At 35.1% G+C, this 16,560-nt stretch carries 21 protein-coding genes; 18 read left to right on the top strand and 3 right to left on the bottom strand.

Annotation, left to right across the window (positions count from 1 at the left end):
- Positions 1-70: 70 nt before the first annotated feature.
- Positions 71-928 carry an alpha/beta fold hydrolase gene (locus ACJ004_RS23000; protein ID WP_410895470.1) on the bottom strand — a complete coding sequence of 286 codons (858 nt, stop codon included), beginning with the start codon at positions 926-928 and terminating at the stop codon, positions 71-73.
- A gap of 428 nt (positions 929-1,356) precedes the next feature.
- On the opposite strand from ACJ004_RS23000, the gene ACJ004_RS22995 reads away from it, so the two are divergent.
- Entirely contained in the window at positions 1,357-1,656 is a 300-nt protein-coding gene (locus ACJ004_RS22995) for a hypothetical protein (RefSeq protein WP_410895469.1), read from the top strand.
- Positions 1,657-1,799: 143 nt separating this feature from the next.
- Positions 1,800-2,210: a DUF4279 domain-containing protein gene (locus ACJ004_RS22990; RefSeq protein WP_410895468.1), complete on the top strand. Its 411-nt coding sequence runs from the start codon at positions 1,800-1,802 to the stop codon at positions 2,208-2,210.
- A gap of 506 nt (positions 2,211-2,716) precedes the next feature.
- Here ACJ004_RS22990 and ACJ004_RS22985 read toward each other — a convergent pair.
- The gene (locus tag ACJ004_RS22985) at positions 2,717-3,991 is read right to left on the bottom strand and encodes an IS110 family RNA-guided transposase (RefSeq protein WP_410895467.1); all 1,275 of its coding nucleotides are present in this window, start codon (positions 3,989-3,991) and stop codon (positions 2,717-2,719) included.
- A 269-nt stretch (positions 3,992-4,260) separates the two neighbouring features.
- On the opposite strand from ACJ004_RS22985, the gene ACJ004_RS22980 reads away from it, so the two are divergent.
- The 12 genes from ACJ004_RS22980 (at position 4,261) to ACJ004_RS22925 (ending at position 12,673) form a co-directional block, all read left to right on the top strand.
- Positions 4,261-4,542: a hypothetical protein gene (locus ACJ004_RS22980; protein ID WP_066253999.1), complete on the top strand. Its 282-nt coding sequence runs from the start codon at positions 4,261-4,263 to the stop codon at positions 4,540-4,542.
- A 483-nt stretch (positions 4,543-5,025) separates the two neighbouring features.
- Positions 5,026-5,256, top strand: a complete 231-nt coding sequence (locus ACJ004_RS22975; protein ID WP_410895466.1) for a hypothetical protein — start codon at positions 5,026-5,028, stop codon at positions 5,254-5,256.
- Between the two features lie 172 nt (positions 5,257-5,428).
- Positions 5,429-5,578 carry a hypothetical protein gene (locus ACJ004_RS22970; protein WP_410895465.1) on the top strand — a complete coding sequence of 50 codons (150 nt, stop codon included), beginning with the start codon at positions 5,429-5,431 and terminating at the stop codon, positions 5,576-5,578.
- Between the two features lie 239 nt (positions 5,579-5,817).
- Complete coding sequence (locus ACJ004_RS22965; protein ID WP_410895464.1) at positions 5,818-6,135, top strand: hypothetical protein; 318 nt, start codon at positions 5,818-5,820, stop codon at positions 6,133-6,135.
- A 123-nt stretch (positions 6,136-6,258) separates the two neighbouring features.
- On the top strand, positions 6,259-6,549 hold the full coding sequence (locus ACJ004_RS22960) for a hypothetical protein (RefSeq protein WP_410895463.1): 291 nt from the start codon (positions 6,259-6,261) through the stop codon (positions 6,547-6,549).
- Positions 6,550-6,687: 138 nt separating this feature from the next.
- Positions 6,688-7,236 carry a DUF6431 domain-containing protein gene (locus ACJ004_RS22955; protein WP_410895462.1) on the top strand — a complete coding sequence of 183 codons (549 nt, stop codon included), beginning with the start codon at positions 6,688-6,690 and terminating at the stop codon, positions 7,234-7,236.
- A 47-nt stretch (positions 7,237-7,283) separates the two neighbouring features.
- The gene (locus tag ACJ004_RS22950; protein ID WP_410895461.1) at positions 7,284-8,639 is read left to right on the top strand and encodes a DDE-type integrase/transposase/recombinase; all 1,356 of its coding nucleotides are present in this window, start codon (positions 7,284-7,286) and stop codon (positions 8,637-8,639) included.
- Positions 8,632-9,432 (top strand): ExeA family protein, encoded by an 801-nt coding sequence (locus ACJ004_RS22945; protein ID WP_410895460.1) that lies wholly within the window; start codon positions 8,632-8,634, stop codon positions 9,430-9,432. Before ACJ004_RS22950 ends, ACJ004_RS22945 begins: the two co-directional genes overlap by 8 nt.
- Before the next feature lie 304 nt (positions 9,433-9,736).
- On the top strand, positions 9,737-10,228 hold the full coding sequence (locus ACJ004_RS22940) for a DUF6584 family protein (protein WP_410895626.1): 492 nt from the start codon (positions 9,737-9,739) through the stop codon (positions 10,226-10,228).
- A 133-nt stretch (positions 10,229-10,361) separates the two neighbouring features.
- Positions 10,362-10,718 carry a DUF7674 family protein gene (locus tag ACJ004_RS22935; protein WP_410895459.1) on the top strand — a complete coding sequence of 119 codons (357 nt, stop codon included), beginning with the start codon at positions 10,362-10,364 and terminating at the stop codon, positions 10,716-10,718.
- Positions 10,719-10,840: 122 nt separating this feature from the next.
- A complete protein-coding gene (locus tag ACJ004_RS22930; RefSeq protein ID WP_410895458.1) occupies positions 10,841-11,821 on the top strand; it encodes a hypothetical protein in 981 nt (326 codons plus the stop codon).
- Positions 11,822-12,061: 240 nt separating this feature from the next.
- On the top strand, positions 12,062-12,673 hold the full coding sequence (locus tag ACJ004_RS22925; protein ID WP_410895457.1) for a LysE family translocator: 612 nt from the start codon (positions 12,062-12,064) through the stop codon (positions 12,671-12,673).
- Between the two features lie 135 nt (positions 12,674-12,808).
- Here ACJ004_RS22925 and ACJ004_RS22920 read toward each other — a convergent pair whose 3' ends face one another.
- Positions 12,809-13,678, bottom strand: a complete 870-nt coding sequence (locus ACJ004_RS22920; RefSeq protein ID WP_410895456.1) for an SDR family NAD(P)-dependent oxidoreductase — start codon at positions 13,676-13,678, stop codon at positions 12,809-12,811.
- Positions 13,679-13,801: 123 nt separating this feature from the next.
- Here ACJ004_RS22920 and ACJ004_RS22915 point away from each other — a divergent pair, with 123 nt between their 5' ends.
- The 4 genes from ACJ004_RS22915 to ACJ004_RS22900 all read left to right on the top strand — a co-directional run.
- Positions 13,802-14,257 carry a MarR family winged helix-turn-helix transcriptional regulator gene (locus ACJ004_RS22915; protein ID WP_410895455.1) on the top strand — a complete coding sequence of 152 codons (456 nt, stop codon included), beginning with the start codon at positions 13,802-13,804 and terminating at the stop codon, positions 14,255-14,257.
- Between the two features lie 381 nt (positions 14,258-14,638).
- On the top strand, positions 14,639-15,097 hold the full coding sequence (locus tag ACJ004_RS22910) for a CBO0543 family protein (protein WP_410895454.1): 459 nt from the start codon (positions 14,639-14,641) through the stop codon (positions 15,095-15,097).
- A 277-nt stretch (positions 15,098-15,374) separates the two neighbouring features.
- Positions 15,375-15,551, top strand: a complete 177-nt coding sequence (locus tag ACJ004_RS22905; protein WP_410895453.1) for an antibiotic biosynthesis monooxygenase — start codon at positions 15,375-15,377, stop codon at positions 15,549-15,551.
- Positions 15,552-16,324: 773 nt separating this feature from the next.
- Positions 16,325-16,560: hypothetical protein (locus ACJ004_RS22900; RefSeq protein ID WP_410895452.1), on the top strand; the 236-nt coding region annotated here is incomplete at its 3' end.

The following is a 16,560-nucleotide window of genomic DNA, read 5'->3' as shown; positions in this document are numbered from 1 at the left end:
AACCCTTTCATAATTTTGCCCAATAGATTTACTGCCGTCTACTTTCATCGTTATAAAAGTTTAATCCTCCTTATTCATATGCAAAAAATGAACGAAGATGACTTGCTACATCTTTAGGACAATGATCGTTATCTAATCCGAAGTGATCTGTATTAGGAATTGTCAAAGTTCGACATTCTGAAATGGTTCTTCCCAATTCTTGAATCATTTGTTTTATGAAGGGAGAACTTTTGCCACCCACCATCAAAAGTGTATCAACTTCTAAGCTCCGGTAATTACCATATGTCCCCGAAAGTCGTTGCACTTCTCGATGTTCATTTAAATTTTCTGGAAGCATGGATACTTTTTTATCCCAACTTTGTCCGCGTATCATTATTTTTAATATAAATTTCACATACCATTTTGGCAACTTTGTTAGTTGCGGTGTGTGACCGATACCTCTGACAAAATGTGCGAAAGCCTCTCTATAATCTTTACGTTTTATGGCAACTTCATAATCGGACAACCATTGCCATTGCTGATGGTAAATAAATACACCGGGTTCATAGAGAGCTAATTTCTCAACTGTACGTTCTTGGCGTGCAACTTCGAGCGCGACCAATCCTCCGTAGCTATGTCCAACGATAAAATTCGCATTTGTTTCATTACGAACTGCCTGAACATCTTCAAGTTCTTTGTTTATCCCGTAATTCTTTCCTTGTGCTCCACTCATTCCCCGTCCCCTCCGATCCATGATATGCACCGAAAAGTATTGGGCAAGATTATTCGCCAACTGGGTATAATCTTCTGAATCACTAAGAGCTCCATGTATAATGAGAATTCCAGGTCCCGTTCCCACACTTCTGTAACCTATCGTTGTCCCGTCATGAGAACTAACAGTATTTTCTTTAAACAAATTCAAGTTGTTAATTTGAGATGAATTAGACATTAAAACACTCCTTTTTGATTGACTCGCACAGTCAAAGGTGGAGAACTAGTCAATATCACAAAGTCATCAACAATGTATGCGAAAACAGCCTTATTTATGAAATCAGTCATATTGTGAAGTAATACACTTAAACTAAAGGGTGCAAGAGTTAAAGATTGGGATGGCTGCGGCGATCCCATTTTTCTTATTGCACTACCGGGGCAGTTTAGTTCAATAAGAAGTGGTAAAATACAAATAAAATAATCTGTATATTGGGATTGATTAAATGGAAATAACATATAAGGTTTTGGATAAAGTATTTTTCAATGATGGAAGTCTAAGGGATATTTTTATTGTTGACGTTAATTTAACCGATTGGCAAAAAATTTTTTGATTGGATTCACACTTCTACTTGGGACATTGTTTTTTACAAGGATGGGCACATAACAGTGTATGAAGAAACAGATGTTACCCATTTTTTTGAGGAAAAGGAGAACCACCGTATTTTAATGTCTATTAACACCAATGGTGTTTTGATTAATTGCAATTTCTTTTCAGAAGACAAGATAGAATTCGATATTGACCCAAAAGAAGTTAAAAATAAATCTGAGGCAAATGCTGTTTTTGAATTTATGAAAAATCTATCAAAGATTCTTGATAAAGAAAGTATTCTTACTGGAGAAAACTCACCTGAATATCCATTGGTTGCAGTTAATCCAGATGGAACATTGATTTTATGTGCTTGTTGAACTAACGGGTGCAAGAGTTCAAGACGGGGATAGCTGCGGCGTTCTCTTTTCTTGTTATAATGGGCAGGAAAAGTTGAAGAAGGAATTTGGTATTCGTTAGGAGAAGATTACATAAATATGATTTTTGGGGGATGTGTATAGCATTGGAAGAAAGTTTTGTTGCAGGATCTTTTAATTTCAATATTCGTGGGGTGGACCTAGATCCTGATGAAATAACGAAAAATATAAAACTTAAACCTACCAAAGTAAGAAGAAAAGATGAATTAATCACCAAAAACACAAAAATGATGGATTCTTATTGGAGTTATCAAGTGAAATTTAACGGTTGCGATCAATTAAATCAAGTTTTAGAGAAATTTTTAAGCACTCTATTGCCTTATAAGGCTTTTGTCAGTGATATCTCTGAAGTTTATGATGCTTATATATTTTTCGGCTTAAGATCAAATCTAGGACAATTAGGCTTTGAGTTACCCCCCAAGACTCTACAGGAATTAGCTAACTTAAATATTAGATTTGAAGTCCATTTTATTTCATATGGAGAAGTTGAAAATTAATAAATTCTTTTTTTTCTCCTTTAACTAACGGGTGCAAGAGTTCAAGATGGATCGCTGCGGCGGTCTTTTTTGCTTATTGTGCTCCCTCAGTTAGATACGATTATCTCTCGAATACTCACTTATTCGCAGGATTTCAAATCACTTGTAATAATTTTAGGGGACTGAAGAAATGCGTTGTTAGCATTTAGGCTACATGAAGGCGTACTTAAATAAAGGAGGTAGTAATATCTCCATTAATTTCCATTATACTGTACGTTTCTCCACGCCACCCTTGGAGGTTTTCGCTCCCATGTCTCAACGGGTCAAATGCCCTTTCATTCCTTCGTCATACCTATCCAAGTGGTAGATGCCGGTCTTTCTAACGGAACGGGTCAGAGCCCTTATGCACAATAAATCCGGTCCTTCGTACTTTCTTTGAAATCCTACGAATAAGCCAATATTCGAAATGTATTAATGTATTGGCTTAGTTAATTTTCCTGTAATTGAAGATCTGTTGAAAAATTATATTAAGCAGCCATTGAAATAAAAGGTTGTACTTTTTCGGAACTATAAGATTCATTCTTTCTTGCCATTCCTACTAGAATTCTTGCGAATTTATTAATTAGTTTCATGATAGACTTCATTTTCTTCATTTTTTTTACCTTAACATTGTTAGAATGGAGTTCTTTAAAATCTTTGTTGTTCATGACAAGGCTCATTGTGGCTAGGTACAAAAATCGTCTCAAACGGGACCTTCCTCGTTTTGAGAGGACAATTTGTCCTTTCCATTTACCTGAACTAGCCTCTGCTAAGTGTAAACCAGCATGACGTAATAAAGAATTACCATGAGCGAAGCTACTGAGGTCTCCTGCTTCTCCTAAAATCCCGGCAAGTGCAATTTCGCTAATACCTTTAATGGCAAGCAATTTTCTAGAGAAAGGTATTTGTTTAAGAACTTCAGTGACTTCCTTTTCAACTCTTTCTAGCTGGGCTGTAGCCAAATCAAATTCTTCAAGTAATTGTTCCAGATGTAATTTATAAGCGTCCAGTGCTTGTGGTGTACCAACAGAATGAGCAGCTAATTCTATAAGTAGTTGTGCTTTTCTTAATCCAGCTTGTCGTTTCATTAAGGTTTTCCAGCCATTAACGATTTCCTGTGGTTTCATTGAACTAATTTCATGTGGGGTAGGGAATAAGCGAAGTGTAGCGATTGCCCCTTTACCTTTAACATCTTTGAACACTTGCCGAAGTTCTGGAAAAACAATATCTACCCAACGATTTATCTGATTTACAGCACTTACCAATCTTTTCACGGTCATGTCACGATTAGACATTAAGACTCGCAGTTTTTCAAAGGTTTCTGAGGAAGGGCGAATAAACGAATAGTAACCATTCTTCACCATATCAGCAATAACTAAAGCATCTTTTTTATCGCTTTTCGATTGAGTGTTATCTCGATTTTCCTTATTTCTTTTTACTAGGTGGGGGTTTACTGTTACGACTTCAATATTTCTTTCATAGAGCCATTTAGAAAGGTTTACCCAGTAATGTCCGGTGGGTTCCATTCCAACGATCGTTGTATCTAAGCCCTTTAAGGCTTTTAAACGGTTAATCCATTGTATCAATCTAGCAAATCCATCTTCATTATTTTCGAAAGTTAGAGGGTCACCAATAACAATTCCACGGAAGTTAACAGCACGAGCAACGTGAAACTGTTGAGCTATATCAATTCCCACAATAAGATGTCTGATCGAAATTCTTTCAATTAGTTGATTTTGTTTGTCTTGCATTTTAAACTTCATAGTAGAGCTTCCTCCTAAGAGATGATTTTGTGTTGTGTGTGTATAATCATCTTACTGAGGAGCTCTATTTTTTTCAAACGTGAAAAATAGCTCTCTACAGGAATTCTAACGAAGCAGGTTAGCTCGAGAAGGTACATTATAAAATGTTAGGTAATTAATGGTCTAAAAGGAATTTTCTCTTTTATAGTTGAATTAATATGTATTAGATATATTTAAATGAAAGGAATGAAGTTAGTGATACAAATAATTATCCTAGGGAGGAAATAAAGATGTTAGCGAAAATAAAAATAGGTAAATTGAAAACGGAAAATAAGAATCCAAAATATACCGTCTTACTTGAATGCCCAAACGGTGATCAATTATCTATAGAATTTGATCATTCTTTAGAAATGGGCGGGTATATGCCTTTAAAAGTTCAATGCAACGGAATAAGTAAAGGTGCAAAACTTGCCTGGTATACTCGACATATTGAGAAGATCACAGTCGATGTTTTTTTAGAGACTATTGCCAGTGAAGTAAATAAGAAATATAACTATAAAATGCAAGAATAAATGAATGGGGTTATCCTTATTGGATCAGCTCTTTTTTTATGAAAATTGCTCTGTTAAATATTGATGTTGATTTTCTTATGCAACTAACGAAGCAGGTTAGTGGAAGAAGGAATACTACTATCTTCCCCAGAATATTAATGAAATGCTTATTAAATAAATGGAGTGAAGGGATATGAATTTATTCTTTTCTGTTTTATGTGTTCTTTGGGGAATTATCGTTATATTTAACTCCATTTTCAAATTAAAAAGAAAAGTTTCATTTTTTAGGTGCTGGGGACGGTTCTGTGGAGTCTTCAATATTTGAAGTTCTATTTAGTTTGGTGACTTACTTTCCTTGGTGGATTGTAAAAGGATTTGTCATTATTGTTGGTATCGCTTTTGTGATTTTAGGAGTTTTGATTTTTTGAAATGTTTCTTCAACTAAAGAGGCAGGTTAGTTGCATAAGAGGTATAATTTAATAAAAGCTCACAGGTGGTGAGAAGATGACTTTAAAAGAGTTTTTTGAGTTCCAAGAAGGTATAGCAATCGGGGAAGAATACTCATTTACATATCAAAATGAAGAATATTGGATAAGCCAAAATCCAGGTGCATATTATCTTACGCGAGTCAGAGGTTCCTATACTCAAGAGTTTGAAACATCTGAGGCTCTTTTTAAAAATGGAACAATTGAAGGAAGACTTCTTTCAGAAATTTTTATGGATATTAAGTGGTAATATGAATCATTAATATGTTCTTGTTGAACTAACGGGGGCAAGAGTTAAAGAACGGGGATTGCTACGGCGATCCTTCTTTTTTATTGAACTAACTGGCAGGTTACTTGAAGAAGGAAAATGTAAACAATGGGGGAATTATTAGAATTAAAAAGAACATTGGGGGGGCTTTTTTTTGAAGCGAATATATGGGGGACTATTTGCGGGAATAGTGGTATTTATTATTGGAATCCTTATTCCAGAATCAAATTTTAAAACGATTATTATGGCGTTTGTTGTAGGCTTAACTGTTTTGGTCGCTAATTTAACATTCAAGAATAAATAGCTAACAAAAACAACGTGGAATTACCAATTGGTTTTTATTTTAATTAAAATTAAGCCTGTTCTTTTTCAACTAAAAGGAAGCTTGAGTTAAATATCGGTGCTGTATCGGTGCTGTCATTTTGGCATCTTTTCTTATTGTGCTAACGGGTCAGTATAGTTGAACAAGAAAATCATTTATAATAAAAGCATAAACGATTAATTTCTAACTTATTTTAAGTTAGAAAAACATAGGAGAATGATATGCAATTTACATTATTTCTCGAAGCAAGTACCTTAGAAGAAACGAAGCAAGCTTTAGATAACTTTAAGAGGTTTACTGCAAATTATGATGTTAGTGTGTCTGTGTCAAAAGTAGAAGAATATTGGAAGATTGAAGATATGTATAAGGCATTACTTGGAGTCAATAAATCATCCGAATGTAATATGAAAACACTGTTGAGTAATATTGCATCTAACTGGTTGGAACTTCCCGATGAATATTTAGCTTCCAAAACTATGGATGATTGTGAAATTTATATCCCAAATCTATATATGATAACTCTTAATATGGATGATTAAATAACACTTCCTTATTAAGCTAACGGGTAGCATTACCTCAATAAGCAGGAAGTAATGCTTTTCTTGTTGAAGTAAATGACAAAATAGTTGTATTAGGATTACATTAGGAGTGACATTTTTAATATGAATATATATCTGCTATTAATAATTTCATTGGTTTTATTATTGTTTGCTGGAAATGCCTTTTATGTCACTTTTAAGAAATATGAAGATGATGACGATTTTTCTGGAGGATGGAATACATTATCTTTTATTGAATTTTTTTTAGGTGTACTATTATTAATTTCGGAAAAAATTTTTCCGAAAAGATACCATATAGTTATTTTTAAAATTATCTCCTTTTTATTTGGAGTATTTTTGGTAGGCTTAACAGTTTTATTCTGGGTGTTTTTGACACCCATAATTTACCCATAGTTGACGGTATTGCCTGTCCGGAAGTGGACGAGTATAATGTCCACGTATAATTCCGGAGAAAGGAAAAGACGCCTCCCATGATGTACAACTGCGCCAACAGTTATACGGGAGACGTCCCACAAAAAACAACTATGGTCATTGTATCAGATTACAAACTTATTGAAAAGAACAACACAGGAGTTTTTAGTTAGGGGTGCGGGGAGGATTCCCTCTCCTTGTTGTGGTATAAGCATGAGTGTAATTGGGACTAGAGATAGAAAATCAAAAGAAAGATCTGGGGAAACGAGAGTTTATAATATTCGCAGATTAAGATGTGATAATTGCGGTAGTATTCATCATGAATTACCAGATTTCTTGGTTCCTTATAAGAGGTACGAATCAAATTGCATAGAAATGGTTCTCTCGAACCCCACTAATCACGATATACCTGCAGATGAATCAACCCTGTTTCGTTGGTTTGAATGGTTTAAAAGTTTTGTAGATTATTGGGTGGGTTGCCTTGTTTCCATCATGCTTCAAACTAATCAGGAAAATATCCCTTTGAATTTGATGTCCGCAACTTCAGAGACCGCACTTCATAGATTAGGACAGCTGGTTGGGGATGCGCCTAGATGGCTAGCGCGAATTGTCCGACCCATTGTAAATATTAATTTTTGGGTACATACCCGTTCTGCATTTTTGTCCTGAGGGGGTTGATTTACACTCATGGTAGACACATTGAGAGGAGTGTTACCATGAGAGATCAGAAAAAAGCAGAAGAAATTGCAGTACAGAGATTCCAGCTTATTGCACCCCTATTAGCAGAAGGTCTTGACGCTGGAAAAGCCAAGCAACTGAAGGATCAGATTTGTAAGACCAGTGGTCTTTCTGAAAGGACAATAAGACGTTACCTTTCACAATATCGTACCGAAGGTTTTGGAGGATTAAAACCTAATGGGAAAACTGCACAAACCAAACCAGAGGCTATTCCTCTACATTTATTGGAACAGGCTATTCTCCTTAGAAAGGAAGCTCCTAGTCGTAGCGTTGCACAAATTATTCAGATACTTGAGTGGGAGGGCTTGGCAGAACCTGGTCAACTTAAACGTTCTACTCTTCAAGAGAAATTAACGGAAAAAGGATATAGTTCTCGTCAAATGAGGCTTTATTCTCAATCAGGAGTAGCTGCGAGACGTTTTCAAAAACGGCATCGTAATCAGTTGTGGCAATCTGATATCAAATATGGTCCGTATTTGCCCATTGGTCCGAATGGAACTAAAAAGCAGGTATTTCTTGTAGCTATTATAGATGACGCAACCCGTTTTGTTTTACATGGTGCTTTTTATCCGACCCTTGATTCCAGAATTGTAGAAGATGCTTTTCGACAAGCTGTACAAAAATATGGAGTACCGGAATCTGTTTATTTTGATAATGGAAAGCAATATCGGACTAAGTGGATGTCGCGAACATGTTCTAAAATCGGTACACGCCTTATTTTTGCAAAACCCTATGCGCCTGAATCAAAAGGTAAAATTGAGCGTTTTAATAGAGTTATTGATTCTTTTCTTGGTGAGATTGCACTTGAAAAGCCAAAAACATTGGACCGGTTAAACGAACTGTTTCAATCTTGGCTTACCGAGTGTTACCAAGAAAAACCTCATTCAGCACTTGGGGAGAAAATTAGTCCTCAGTCGGCATTCCGTAGCGATCGGAAAGCAATTCGATTTATTGACCCTGATAAATTGGCTAATGCCTTTCTGCATTGTGAGTCACGGAAGGTAGACAAATCTGGCTGTATAAGTTTTATGGATCAAAAGTATGAAGTTGGCCTTACTTTTATGGGACGTCAAGTTGACGTTGTGTACGATCCTTCGGACCTGGAGGAATTAACTATTGAGTATGAGGGGCACTCCCCTTGGAGAGCGAGGAAGCTAGTCATTGGTGAAAAAGCAGGAAAACGACCAGCATTACCTTCGCATCTTCAACCACAAGAAGCAGATTCATCTAGATTATTAAAAGCAGCGGAACAGAAACACCAAGAGCGGCAAAAGGGTATGAATCCAGCTGTTACCTTCCGTGCAATTTGGAAGGAGGAAGAAGAAAATGTTTGAAGAGGCTTATGGGATGGAAAATACCCCTTTTTCCAGGGATGTACCCACCGATAAACTATATGATTCTCTTATGATGCAAGAAATTCTTGGCAGGCTTAAGTACTCGGCAGAAAGACAACTTTTTGCAGTTTTAACAGGTGATTGTGGTACCGGTAAGACGACCACTATCCGAAAATTTGTAGATCGATTAGATAAGGGTAAATTTCAAGTACTCTATTTGTCCGATTCAAAATTAACTCCACGACATTTTTATAAGGGATTACTTGAACAATTAGGCTCTGAAGCAAAGTTTTATAGAGGTGATGCAAAACGGCAACTCCATCGAGAGATAGAGTTGATGAGAGGAATTCGCGGTATCCAGCCAGTGGTTGTAGTAGATGAAGCTCACCTCTTAGATCGTGAGATGCTGGAGGAGGTGAGGTTCCTGCTTAACTTCAAAATGGATGCACAAAGTCCAATGGCACTAATTCTCGTTGGGCAAAGTGAATTATGGGATCGACTTCGTCTTCAATCATTCTCAGCAATACGACAAAGAATTGATATTCAGTTCAAATTGGGGCATTACGATCGTGCTCAGGTTGGTGAGTATGTAGAAAAGCATTTAAAATATGCAGGAGTGGACCAACATTTCTTTTCTGACGCTGCTTTGGATGAAATCCATCGCTTTTCTGGAGGAGCCGCAAGGCTCATAAATAAGTTATGCACTCATTGTTTAATTTATGGATCTAAGAATGGATTTAGAATTGTAGATGACCACATGGTTAAACGGGTGATTGAGGGAGAATTTTCGTGATTCTCCCTTTTTTAAAAATTTCAATTGGACACAGAACTCGTCAAAATATGGACATCTAATTTCGTCAATTTCTGGACTAAATAATATATCAATAACATCTGGGTACTTTTCACACCTTTTAAGTAACTTAACTTATACAAACTAAAATTAACTTTTTGTTCAACTAACGGGTGCTTTACTTCAATAAGGAGTAGAGCCTTTTTTTCTGTTGTTCCACTAACGGTCAGTTTAGTTAAAGAAGGAATTTATATGAACTACCGAGAAATAATGATGTAGAAGAATAGAGTTAAATGAGGTGTTTTTTATAGAAAAAGTACCTGTTAAAACATTAAAAAAAATAGAAGATGACATTAAAAATAATGATTTAGGGAAAGCAAGGGATAGACTACACGGGTTAATTTCCACTTACCCTGATGAATTAGAGCTGCGTAGAAAATTGGGTGATATTTATTTTTCATTAAAATATCCTTCAATGGCTGGTCGATATTGGTATCTTGAAGAGAATAAAACCCCTGAAATGATAAAAGCGTGTGCTGCGTTCGAACAATCTGAGGGGAATGATCCATTTAGAATATCAAGAGCTTTAAAATTTAAAGGTAGTCCTGAAAAAATACAAAAATTGCAATTAGTTCAGGGGTACTCTCCTATTCAGGATAAAGTTAAAGAAAAATTAGTGGAAGAACCTACTGAAACATTAGGTGATAAGTTAGTGACCATTGGATGTATCTCTATTTTAGTATTAACTTTTTGCTTTACATTAATTGGGATTATCACTATTATTAGATGGATATTTTAACATAGGGTACTTATAGTGAAGGACCAGCTGCTATCGATGCAGCTCTTTTTCTTGTTCCACTAACGAAGCAGGTTAGTCGAAGAAGGGTTTGTTCATTTGTAAGGAGAACTATTGTTTAAAGAGGTGAAAAGGTATGGACGTGATGGATACAATAAATATACTTATTGATGAATTTAAAGATTTAGAGCCTGTATTACAAGAACATCTTGAATTTAATGAAGAGCTATTACCGCACGTGTACTTTGGCGAGTGCAATGATTTTTTTATTAATTATATAAATGAGGATAACCCACGAGTGTTACAAAGGCTCTTCAGCGTATTTGAGATAATGGCAACTGAAGGAAATGAAGACGTTGAGAATATATTGTGCGTAACTATTCTAGAAAGACTTGGTGACGACAGGAATGTGTTGAATATTGCACAAAAATATATGGGTAAAAAAACAAGAAATTTATCGGATGAAACAGAAAAAGGTTGGGGTAGATATTGAGCTAACGGGTGCGATAGTTAAAGAATGGGATGGCTATGGCTATCCCATTTTCTTATTGGGCAAAGGGGCAGTTTAGTTGAACTAGAAATGTTAAAATAAAGAAAAAAGAGGGGTTAATGTAAATGAAAAAGATAATAGTTTTTTGGGTAGTTCTTTTTGGGGTAGTAATTTCTGGATGTGGAAAAACGACAGGTGAATCAGCCAATACTTCCCCGCAAAGTTCGAAGCAAAAAACAAAAATAACAGAAACGACATCACAAAGTTCGAAGCAAAACACAAAACCGGCAGTGAAAACATCGCCATCTAAAAGTTCAACATCTTCAGAAATACCACAGGCGAGTGATAATATCAGTGGTGTTTGGCTGGCAACAGGAAAACAGGATGGGGTAAGTAGCACTTGGCACTTTAACAATGGGCAATTAACAGTCAATAACGTGTACCATTTTTCCTATACAATCGCTAAAAATAAATATTCTCATGGGTATACGGTTGTAACGATAACCAATAAAGAAGGCAAAAAACATGCTCTCTTATTGAAAAGAAATGGCAGTAATTTTGACGGTAGTACTGTTGAGGGTGAGGATTATGTAAAATATTTAGCGGATGGCACGGTTCCAAGTGGACAAATTATCGAATTTATATATCAACAGAAACAGGAAAAAGTTGTTTCCCAAAATGCTTCTCTAGAAGAGATGGAGCATTTAAAGAAGACGCTTAGGACCTATATATTTGATACGTATATGCAGGGTCCTGATTATGTTTATGCTAAAGGTATTAACTGGTCTGAGAATTTTTTCGATAATTTAACCGCTAATGAGATTTGGAATGTTATAGAGAAATTTAAGAAAAAAAATAACGGTAAAGAAGGAACTCTCTTTGAACAAGCCCAGTACCTTTCTCGGAATGCGCCCATAAAAGATAATTGGAAAGAGCTATTTTTTGAGGACTGGAATAACGGTAATTATAGGGAAGATGAAATAGAAAAATTAATTGATAAAGGTGATACTGTATGGGTTTATACGGATTCTGTACCTTATACCGGAGAAAAAGATAATTATCCTATTGAAACATTAGATAAAAGAACTGGTTCTTGGCACGGATAGAATTTATAAGGAGGCTCGCCGACCTCTATTTTTAAAAGAAAGTATAAAATTTTTCACCCATCACAGTTTGATAAAATAAGTTATGTTTTTGTTGGAATCCTTCTTCAACTAAAGGGTGCTTATGTTAAAGATCCAGCTGCAATTAAAGGCAGCTTTTTTTTGTGCTTTAAAGCAGGATAGCGTAACATATTGTTACACTACATTATATTATAGATATTTTATTTGGAAGGATACCCACCTATGGAGATTCTTATGTTTTTGAAAGGTTTAGTTATTGGTTTTTCTATTGCTGCTCCTGTAGGACCTATTGGTGTCCTGGTTATTAAAAGAACATTAAGTCAGGGGAGAATATATGGAATTGTATCGGGAGTTGGGGCAGCAAGTGCGGATGCCGTTTATGGACTTATTGCAGGGCTTGGTTTGACCTTTATTACAAAATTTTTTATAGAACACCAGTATTGGTTTCATTTAGCAGGGGGAGCATTCCTCTGTTATTTAGGAATAAAAATAGCAATATCTAAAGCATCAGAAAACCCTGCACAAGTCCAAGGTCAGCATTTATTTGGCGATTATGCCTCAGTTTTTTTCCTTACTTTGACAAACCCTATGACGATATTATCTTTTGTTGGCATTTTTTCAGGATTGGGACTCTCTCAAGCTAATGAAGGATCAGTGGTCACTTTGGTTTTAGGTGTATTTATTGGTTCAGGAATTTGGTGGCTTATACTCTGTTTTGTTGTGGGGCTTTTCAAGGAATCTCTAAAAAAACAAACCTTAATATGGATTAACCGATTATCGGGTCTTATTATTTTTTTATTTGGAATATATTCCTTTTGGGGTTTATTGCACTAACGAAGCAGGTTACTTTAATAAAAATTACCAAATTATAGTAGAATTTAGGGGAAATATTGGGGTTTAACAAGGGTTGTCCAATAGGTAAGAAAAATCAGACCTATTAGGCAATCCATTTTAATAATCTTTAGAACATCATTTTATATACAGTAACAATAATTCTTTTGTATCATTCCACAAGCGTTGCTGCATAGAAACATCTTTTCCTGGATATATCGGATCAATTTTATCTCCAGTTCCAACATTAAAGTATCCTCCTGTCACCCTTTCGTATTCGGAATCAAGTGCTAAACGAACAATGATGTCAGCTCCTCTTTTCGGATCTCCGATATTAAGGATTTTTAAGACTTTTCCCAATACAGAAGATATACGAAGGTCTCTTCCCAGCCCAGTATTATTGAAGCCAGGATTCAGAGCGTTGGCAGTGACATTAGTACCTGAAAACTGACGTACTAACTCACCAGTAAACATGATATTTAGAAGCTTTGTTTTTCCATAAATTTTAGATGAACCTCTTACTGTAAATGGAGATTTGTCGGTCAAATCACATGGTAATTTCAGTTCTCCATGATTTCGTGAGGCTTCAGAAGCGACATTTATAATTTTTGCATTTTTTGCTTTTAGCAAGGAATCCTTTAACAGATTTGTCAGAAGCCAGGGTGTTAGATAGTTTACCGCAATCATCTCGGCAAATCCTTCAGATGTAACACGTTGCTCGAACCCATGAAGCCCAGCATTGTGGATGAGTATATCAATTTTTGAATAGTTTTGTTTTATCTCAATTCCTATACGGCGAACATCCTTCATTAGCGATAAATCACCAAAATAAAAATCGACCTCCGTATTTGGTGAAGCTTCTTTAATTAATTTCTCAGTTGCTTTAGCCCGTTCTTTGTTACGAGCAGTCAGCACTAGATGTGCACCATATTTTGCGATTTCAATTGCAGCAATCTGACCAATACCACTGGTTGCACCAGTCATCACAATTATTGGATACTCAGACATTATACACTCTCCTTCTATTATCTTGACACAGTCTTAATAATTAAATATATTTGACATATATCAATTATAATTAATTATTTGATATATGTCAAATATATTTAGCTTCGTTGAGAAGGGAGAACTATGGATATTAATAATTCTGATTTGAGAGAAAAACTGGAGTTAGCTCTTGGTGAACAGCTCAATGCGTTGATTAGTGAGGCACATGCACTTAATGTCAGAACTGCTGCTACATTTGATGCAACTTTGCAGCCAGCAGCCTTTTTGATTGTTCGCTGGTTATTTTCACACGGACCTACTAACGCTACCACTTTAGCTGAATCAACTGCAATGGACCGTAGCTCTATCAGTAGACTTATTGGGCAATTGAAAGGTCTGGGATATGTAAAGAGCGATCCTCATCCTAAAGATCGTCGAGGAGTTTTGTTATCTTTAACCGAGCTTGGTCATGACAAAACAATAAAATCTTTAAAAGAAAAAGAATCTATTTTTTACGAACGTATTTCAAGTTTAACGGATTCAGAATTGAAGGAATATATTGAAATGCTAAAATCTCTAACGATTCAACAAAGACCATAATTCTTGAGGAATTAAGTGTCTACTTTTAAACAAATTCCACTGGGATTGCAGGTTTGTATTCTTTACTTATGCCGTGATATTACATTTTTTTCCATGTCATTGCAAGTTTCTCAACTAAACGATGTAGTGAGTAATCTTCTATAACTTCCTTGTCCTCGTGTTAAAAGTTGGGGCGCTGAGACATCTCCTTTTACTTACGAAATTAAGATTGTGAAAAATTGTACTTAAAGTAACGGGTGCTTTACTTCAATAAGGAGTAAAGCCTTTTTCTTCTTAAAGTAACGGGCTAGTTGAACATGAACAAGGGAGGATTTATAAATATAATTCTAAAAAAGGGAGATTATAATGAAATGAAATCACAAGTAGTTAGGGGCAAGAAAAGTGTTATTTCTTATATTTTCGGTAATAGTATTTAATCTAATTGCATTATTAATTCCCAAGCGCATTTCTGGTATTGAAATACTAACTACCACTTTATTTTCTCTGTATTTAGAGACAATGACGAATGTTTTTTTGGACTTAAAATATGACTTGTATGGATATTTTACAAAAGGTGTTAATTGGGAATCGCTACTATATGTCATATGTATTTATGCACCAATTAATATAGTATTTTTAAATTACTTTCCTTATAAAATGCAACTTTTAAGTAAGGCTATTTATATTTTGGGATGGTCAGTTTTTGCGTATATATATGAATTACTTTTCCTTTGGAGTGGGACGTTTTATTATAACGGCTGGAAGTTTTGGTATTCAATAATAATTTATCCAATACTTTATTTAATTTTGGTGGGCTTTCATAAATATGTTCGTAATCTTTTAAGGAGGTATAGACAATAAATAAAAATTCATTTTAAAGAAAATGATCTGTATTTTTCCACTAACGGGTGCTTTAGGAAGAGGTCAGAGCTGTCATTTGTGGCAGCTCTTTCTTGTTGAAATACCATGAAAGTACAAAGCAGTGAAAATCTAAAAATGCTAAAGTAGACCCAGCAATTTTAATTTTTTTTAAGCTGTGCCTAAAAATTAAACCTCATGTCGCAATATAAGTATGAACACAAAAAACTTACTTTCATTCTCTCCGTTACGAGGCTTCGTTTAAAAGGAAAGAGAAAGTTTGAAAACCGTTAGTCAATCTAGGAAATCGGAAGGTCTTTTGTATTCTTCTTTTAATAAAGAAGGATGGGATACTTACTGGACACTAACTTTTTGGGAAAATAAAGATGCTATGAAAGAGTACAGAAACAATGGTAGTCATTTAAAAGCTGTGAAAGTGTCCAGAATATATTTCTGACGAATTGAATTAACCAATTGGGAACCAGATATTAAGCCTTCATGGGAGGAATGCAAGGAGCGTTTGAATAATAAGTATGGAAGAAAATTAGTAAAGTAAGACGCGTTTTCTTGTTAAACTTCCGGGTGCAAGAGTTAAACAAGGGGGCGGTATTGCGATCCCTTTCTTTTAGCACTAACGAAGCAGTTTAGCAATAAGAAGATAAAAGAGACCGGAAAATGATTCCCAATATTATGCTATTATGAAACCAAGACATATTTATAAATTATAAAAAGTAGTAGGAAGTGTAAATTATGATTGAATATAAAGATGGTAAAGAATATTGGAACCGAAGCAAGTGTGATGGTAATTTTGTATTTCGTACATTAGCAGATATGTACCCTCAAGATTATGAGCAATATATAAATGAATCAATAGAATTCAAAAAAAAACATACAGTTCTACACTGCTCGACATGTAATTATGAGTGGATACATAATGAAACCAATATATCTACCACTCATTGTCCTTCCTGCAAATCATTGTAGTTTAAAAAATTGTAAGCCCATATTAAAAGCTTGAATATATATACTTAAGTAAAGGTGCAAAAGTCGTAAATCAAGCTGTCATTTTGGCAGCTTTTCTTGTTCAACTAAAGATACAGTTTAGTTTAGGAAGAAATATCCAATAAAAAAGAATATGTAGCAAGGCAACCCTTTTTCTTGTTCCGCTAGCAGGATAGTTCAAGAACAACGGGGTACATTAGGGTAACAAAAAATTGTAGGAGTGGAAATTTGAAGAAATATTATATCGCAGTGACGTATGAAGTTTGTGAACATAATAATCTTTATTTAGATATGAACGAATATAATATAGACGGTTCTGTGGATATGGATAATCAAATAAGGGAATTAGCAAAAGTGGATGTTGCTCCTGTGGTTAAGGTTTATGAATCGGATACAAGCGACTTTAAAGAATTTAGACTATACAAAGAATATAAATTCAAAGAATATGAGTGTGGTTGTAACAG

It is taken from the genome of Neobacillus sp. 204, from assembly GCF_046562815.1.
Taxonomy (GTDB): Bacteria; Bacillota; Bacilli; order Bacillales; family Cytobacillaceae; genus Neobacillus.
This window is presented reverse-complemented; position numbering and strand designations above follow the sequence as displayed.

Coding starts and splice junctions, on each gene's coding strand:
- ACJ004_RS23000 (WP_410895470.1), bottom strand. CDS start 928: ATGTCTAATTCATCTCAAATTAACAACTTGAATTTGTTTAAAGAAAAT.
- ACJ004_RS22985 (WP_410895467.1), bottom strand. CDS start 3,991: ATGAAGTTTAAAATGCAAGACAAACAAAATCAACTAATTGAAAGAATT.
- ACJ004_RS22980 (WP_066253999.1), top strand. CDS start 4,261: ATGTTAGCGAAAATAAAAATAGGTAAATTGAAAACGGAAAATAAGAAT.
- ACJ004_RS22975 (WP_410895466.1), top strand. CDS start 5,026: ATGACTTTAAAAGAGTTTTTTGAGTTCCAAGAAGGTATAGCAATCGGG.
- ACJ004_RS22965 (WP_410895464.1), top strand. CDS start 5,818: ATGCAATTTACATTATTTCTCGAAGCAAGTACCTTAGAAGAAACGAAG.
- ACJ004_RS22960 (WP_410895463.1), top strand. CDS start 6,259: ATGAATATATATCTGCTATTAATAATTTCATTGGTTTTATTATTGTTT.
- ACJ004_RS22950 (WP_410895461.1), top strand. CDS start 7,284: ATGAGAGATCAGAAAAAAGCAGAAGAAATTGCAGTACAGAGATTCCAG.
- ACJ004_RS22945 (WP_410895460.1), top strand. CDS start 8,632: ATGTTTGAAGAGGCTTATGGGATGGAAAATACCCCTTTTTCCAGGGAT.
- ACJ004_RS22935 (WP_410895459.1), top strand. CDS start 10,362: ATGGACGTGATGGATACAATAAATATACTTATTGATGAATTTAAAGAT.
- ACJ004_RS22930 (WP_410895458.1), top strand. CDS start 10,841: ATGAAAAAGATAATAGTTTTTTGGGTAGTTCTTTTTGGGGTAGTAATT.
- ACJ004_RS22925 (WP_410895457.1), top strand. CDS start 12,062: ATGGAGATTCTTATGTTTTTGAAAGGTTTAGTTATTGGTTTTTCTATT.
- ACJ004_RS22920 (WP_410895456.1), bottom strand. CDS start 13,678: ATGTCTGAGTATCCAATAATTGTGATGACTGGTGCAACCAGTGGTATT.
- ACJ004_RS22915 (WP_410895455.1), top strand. CDS start 13,802: ATGGATATTAATAATTCTGATTTGAGAGAAAAACTGGAGTTAGCTCTT.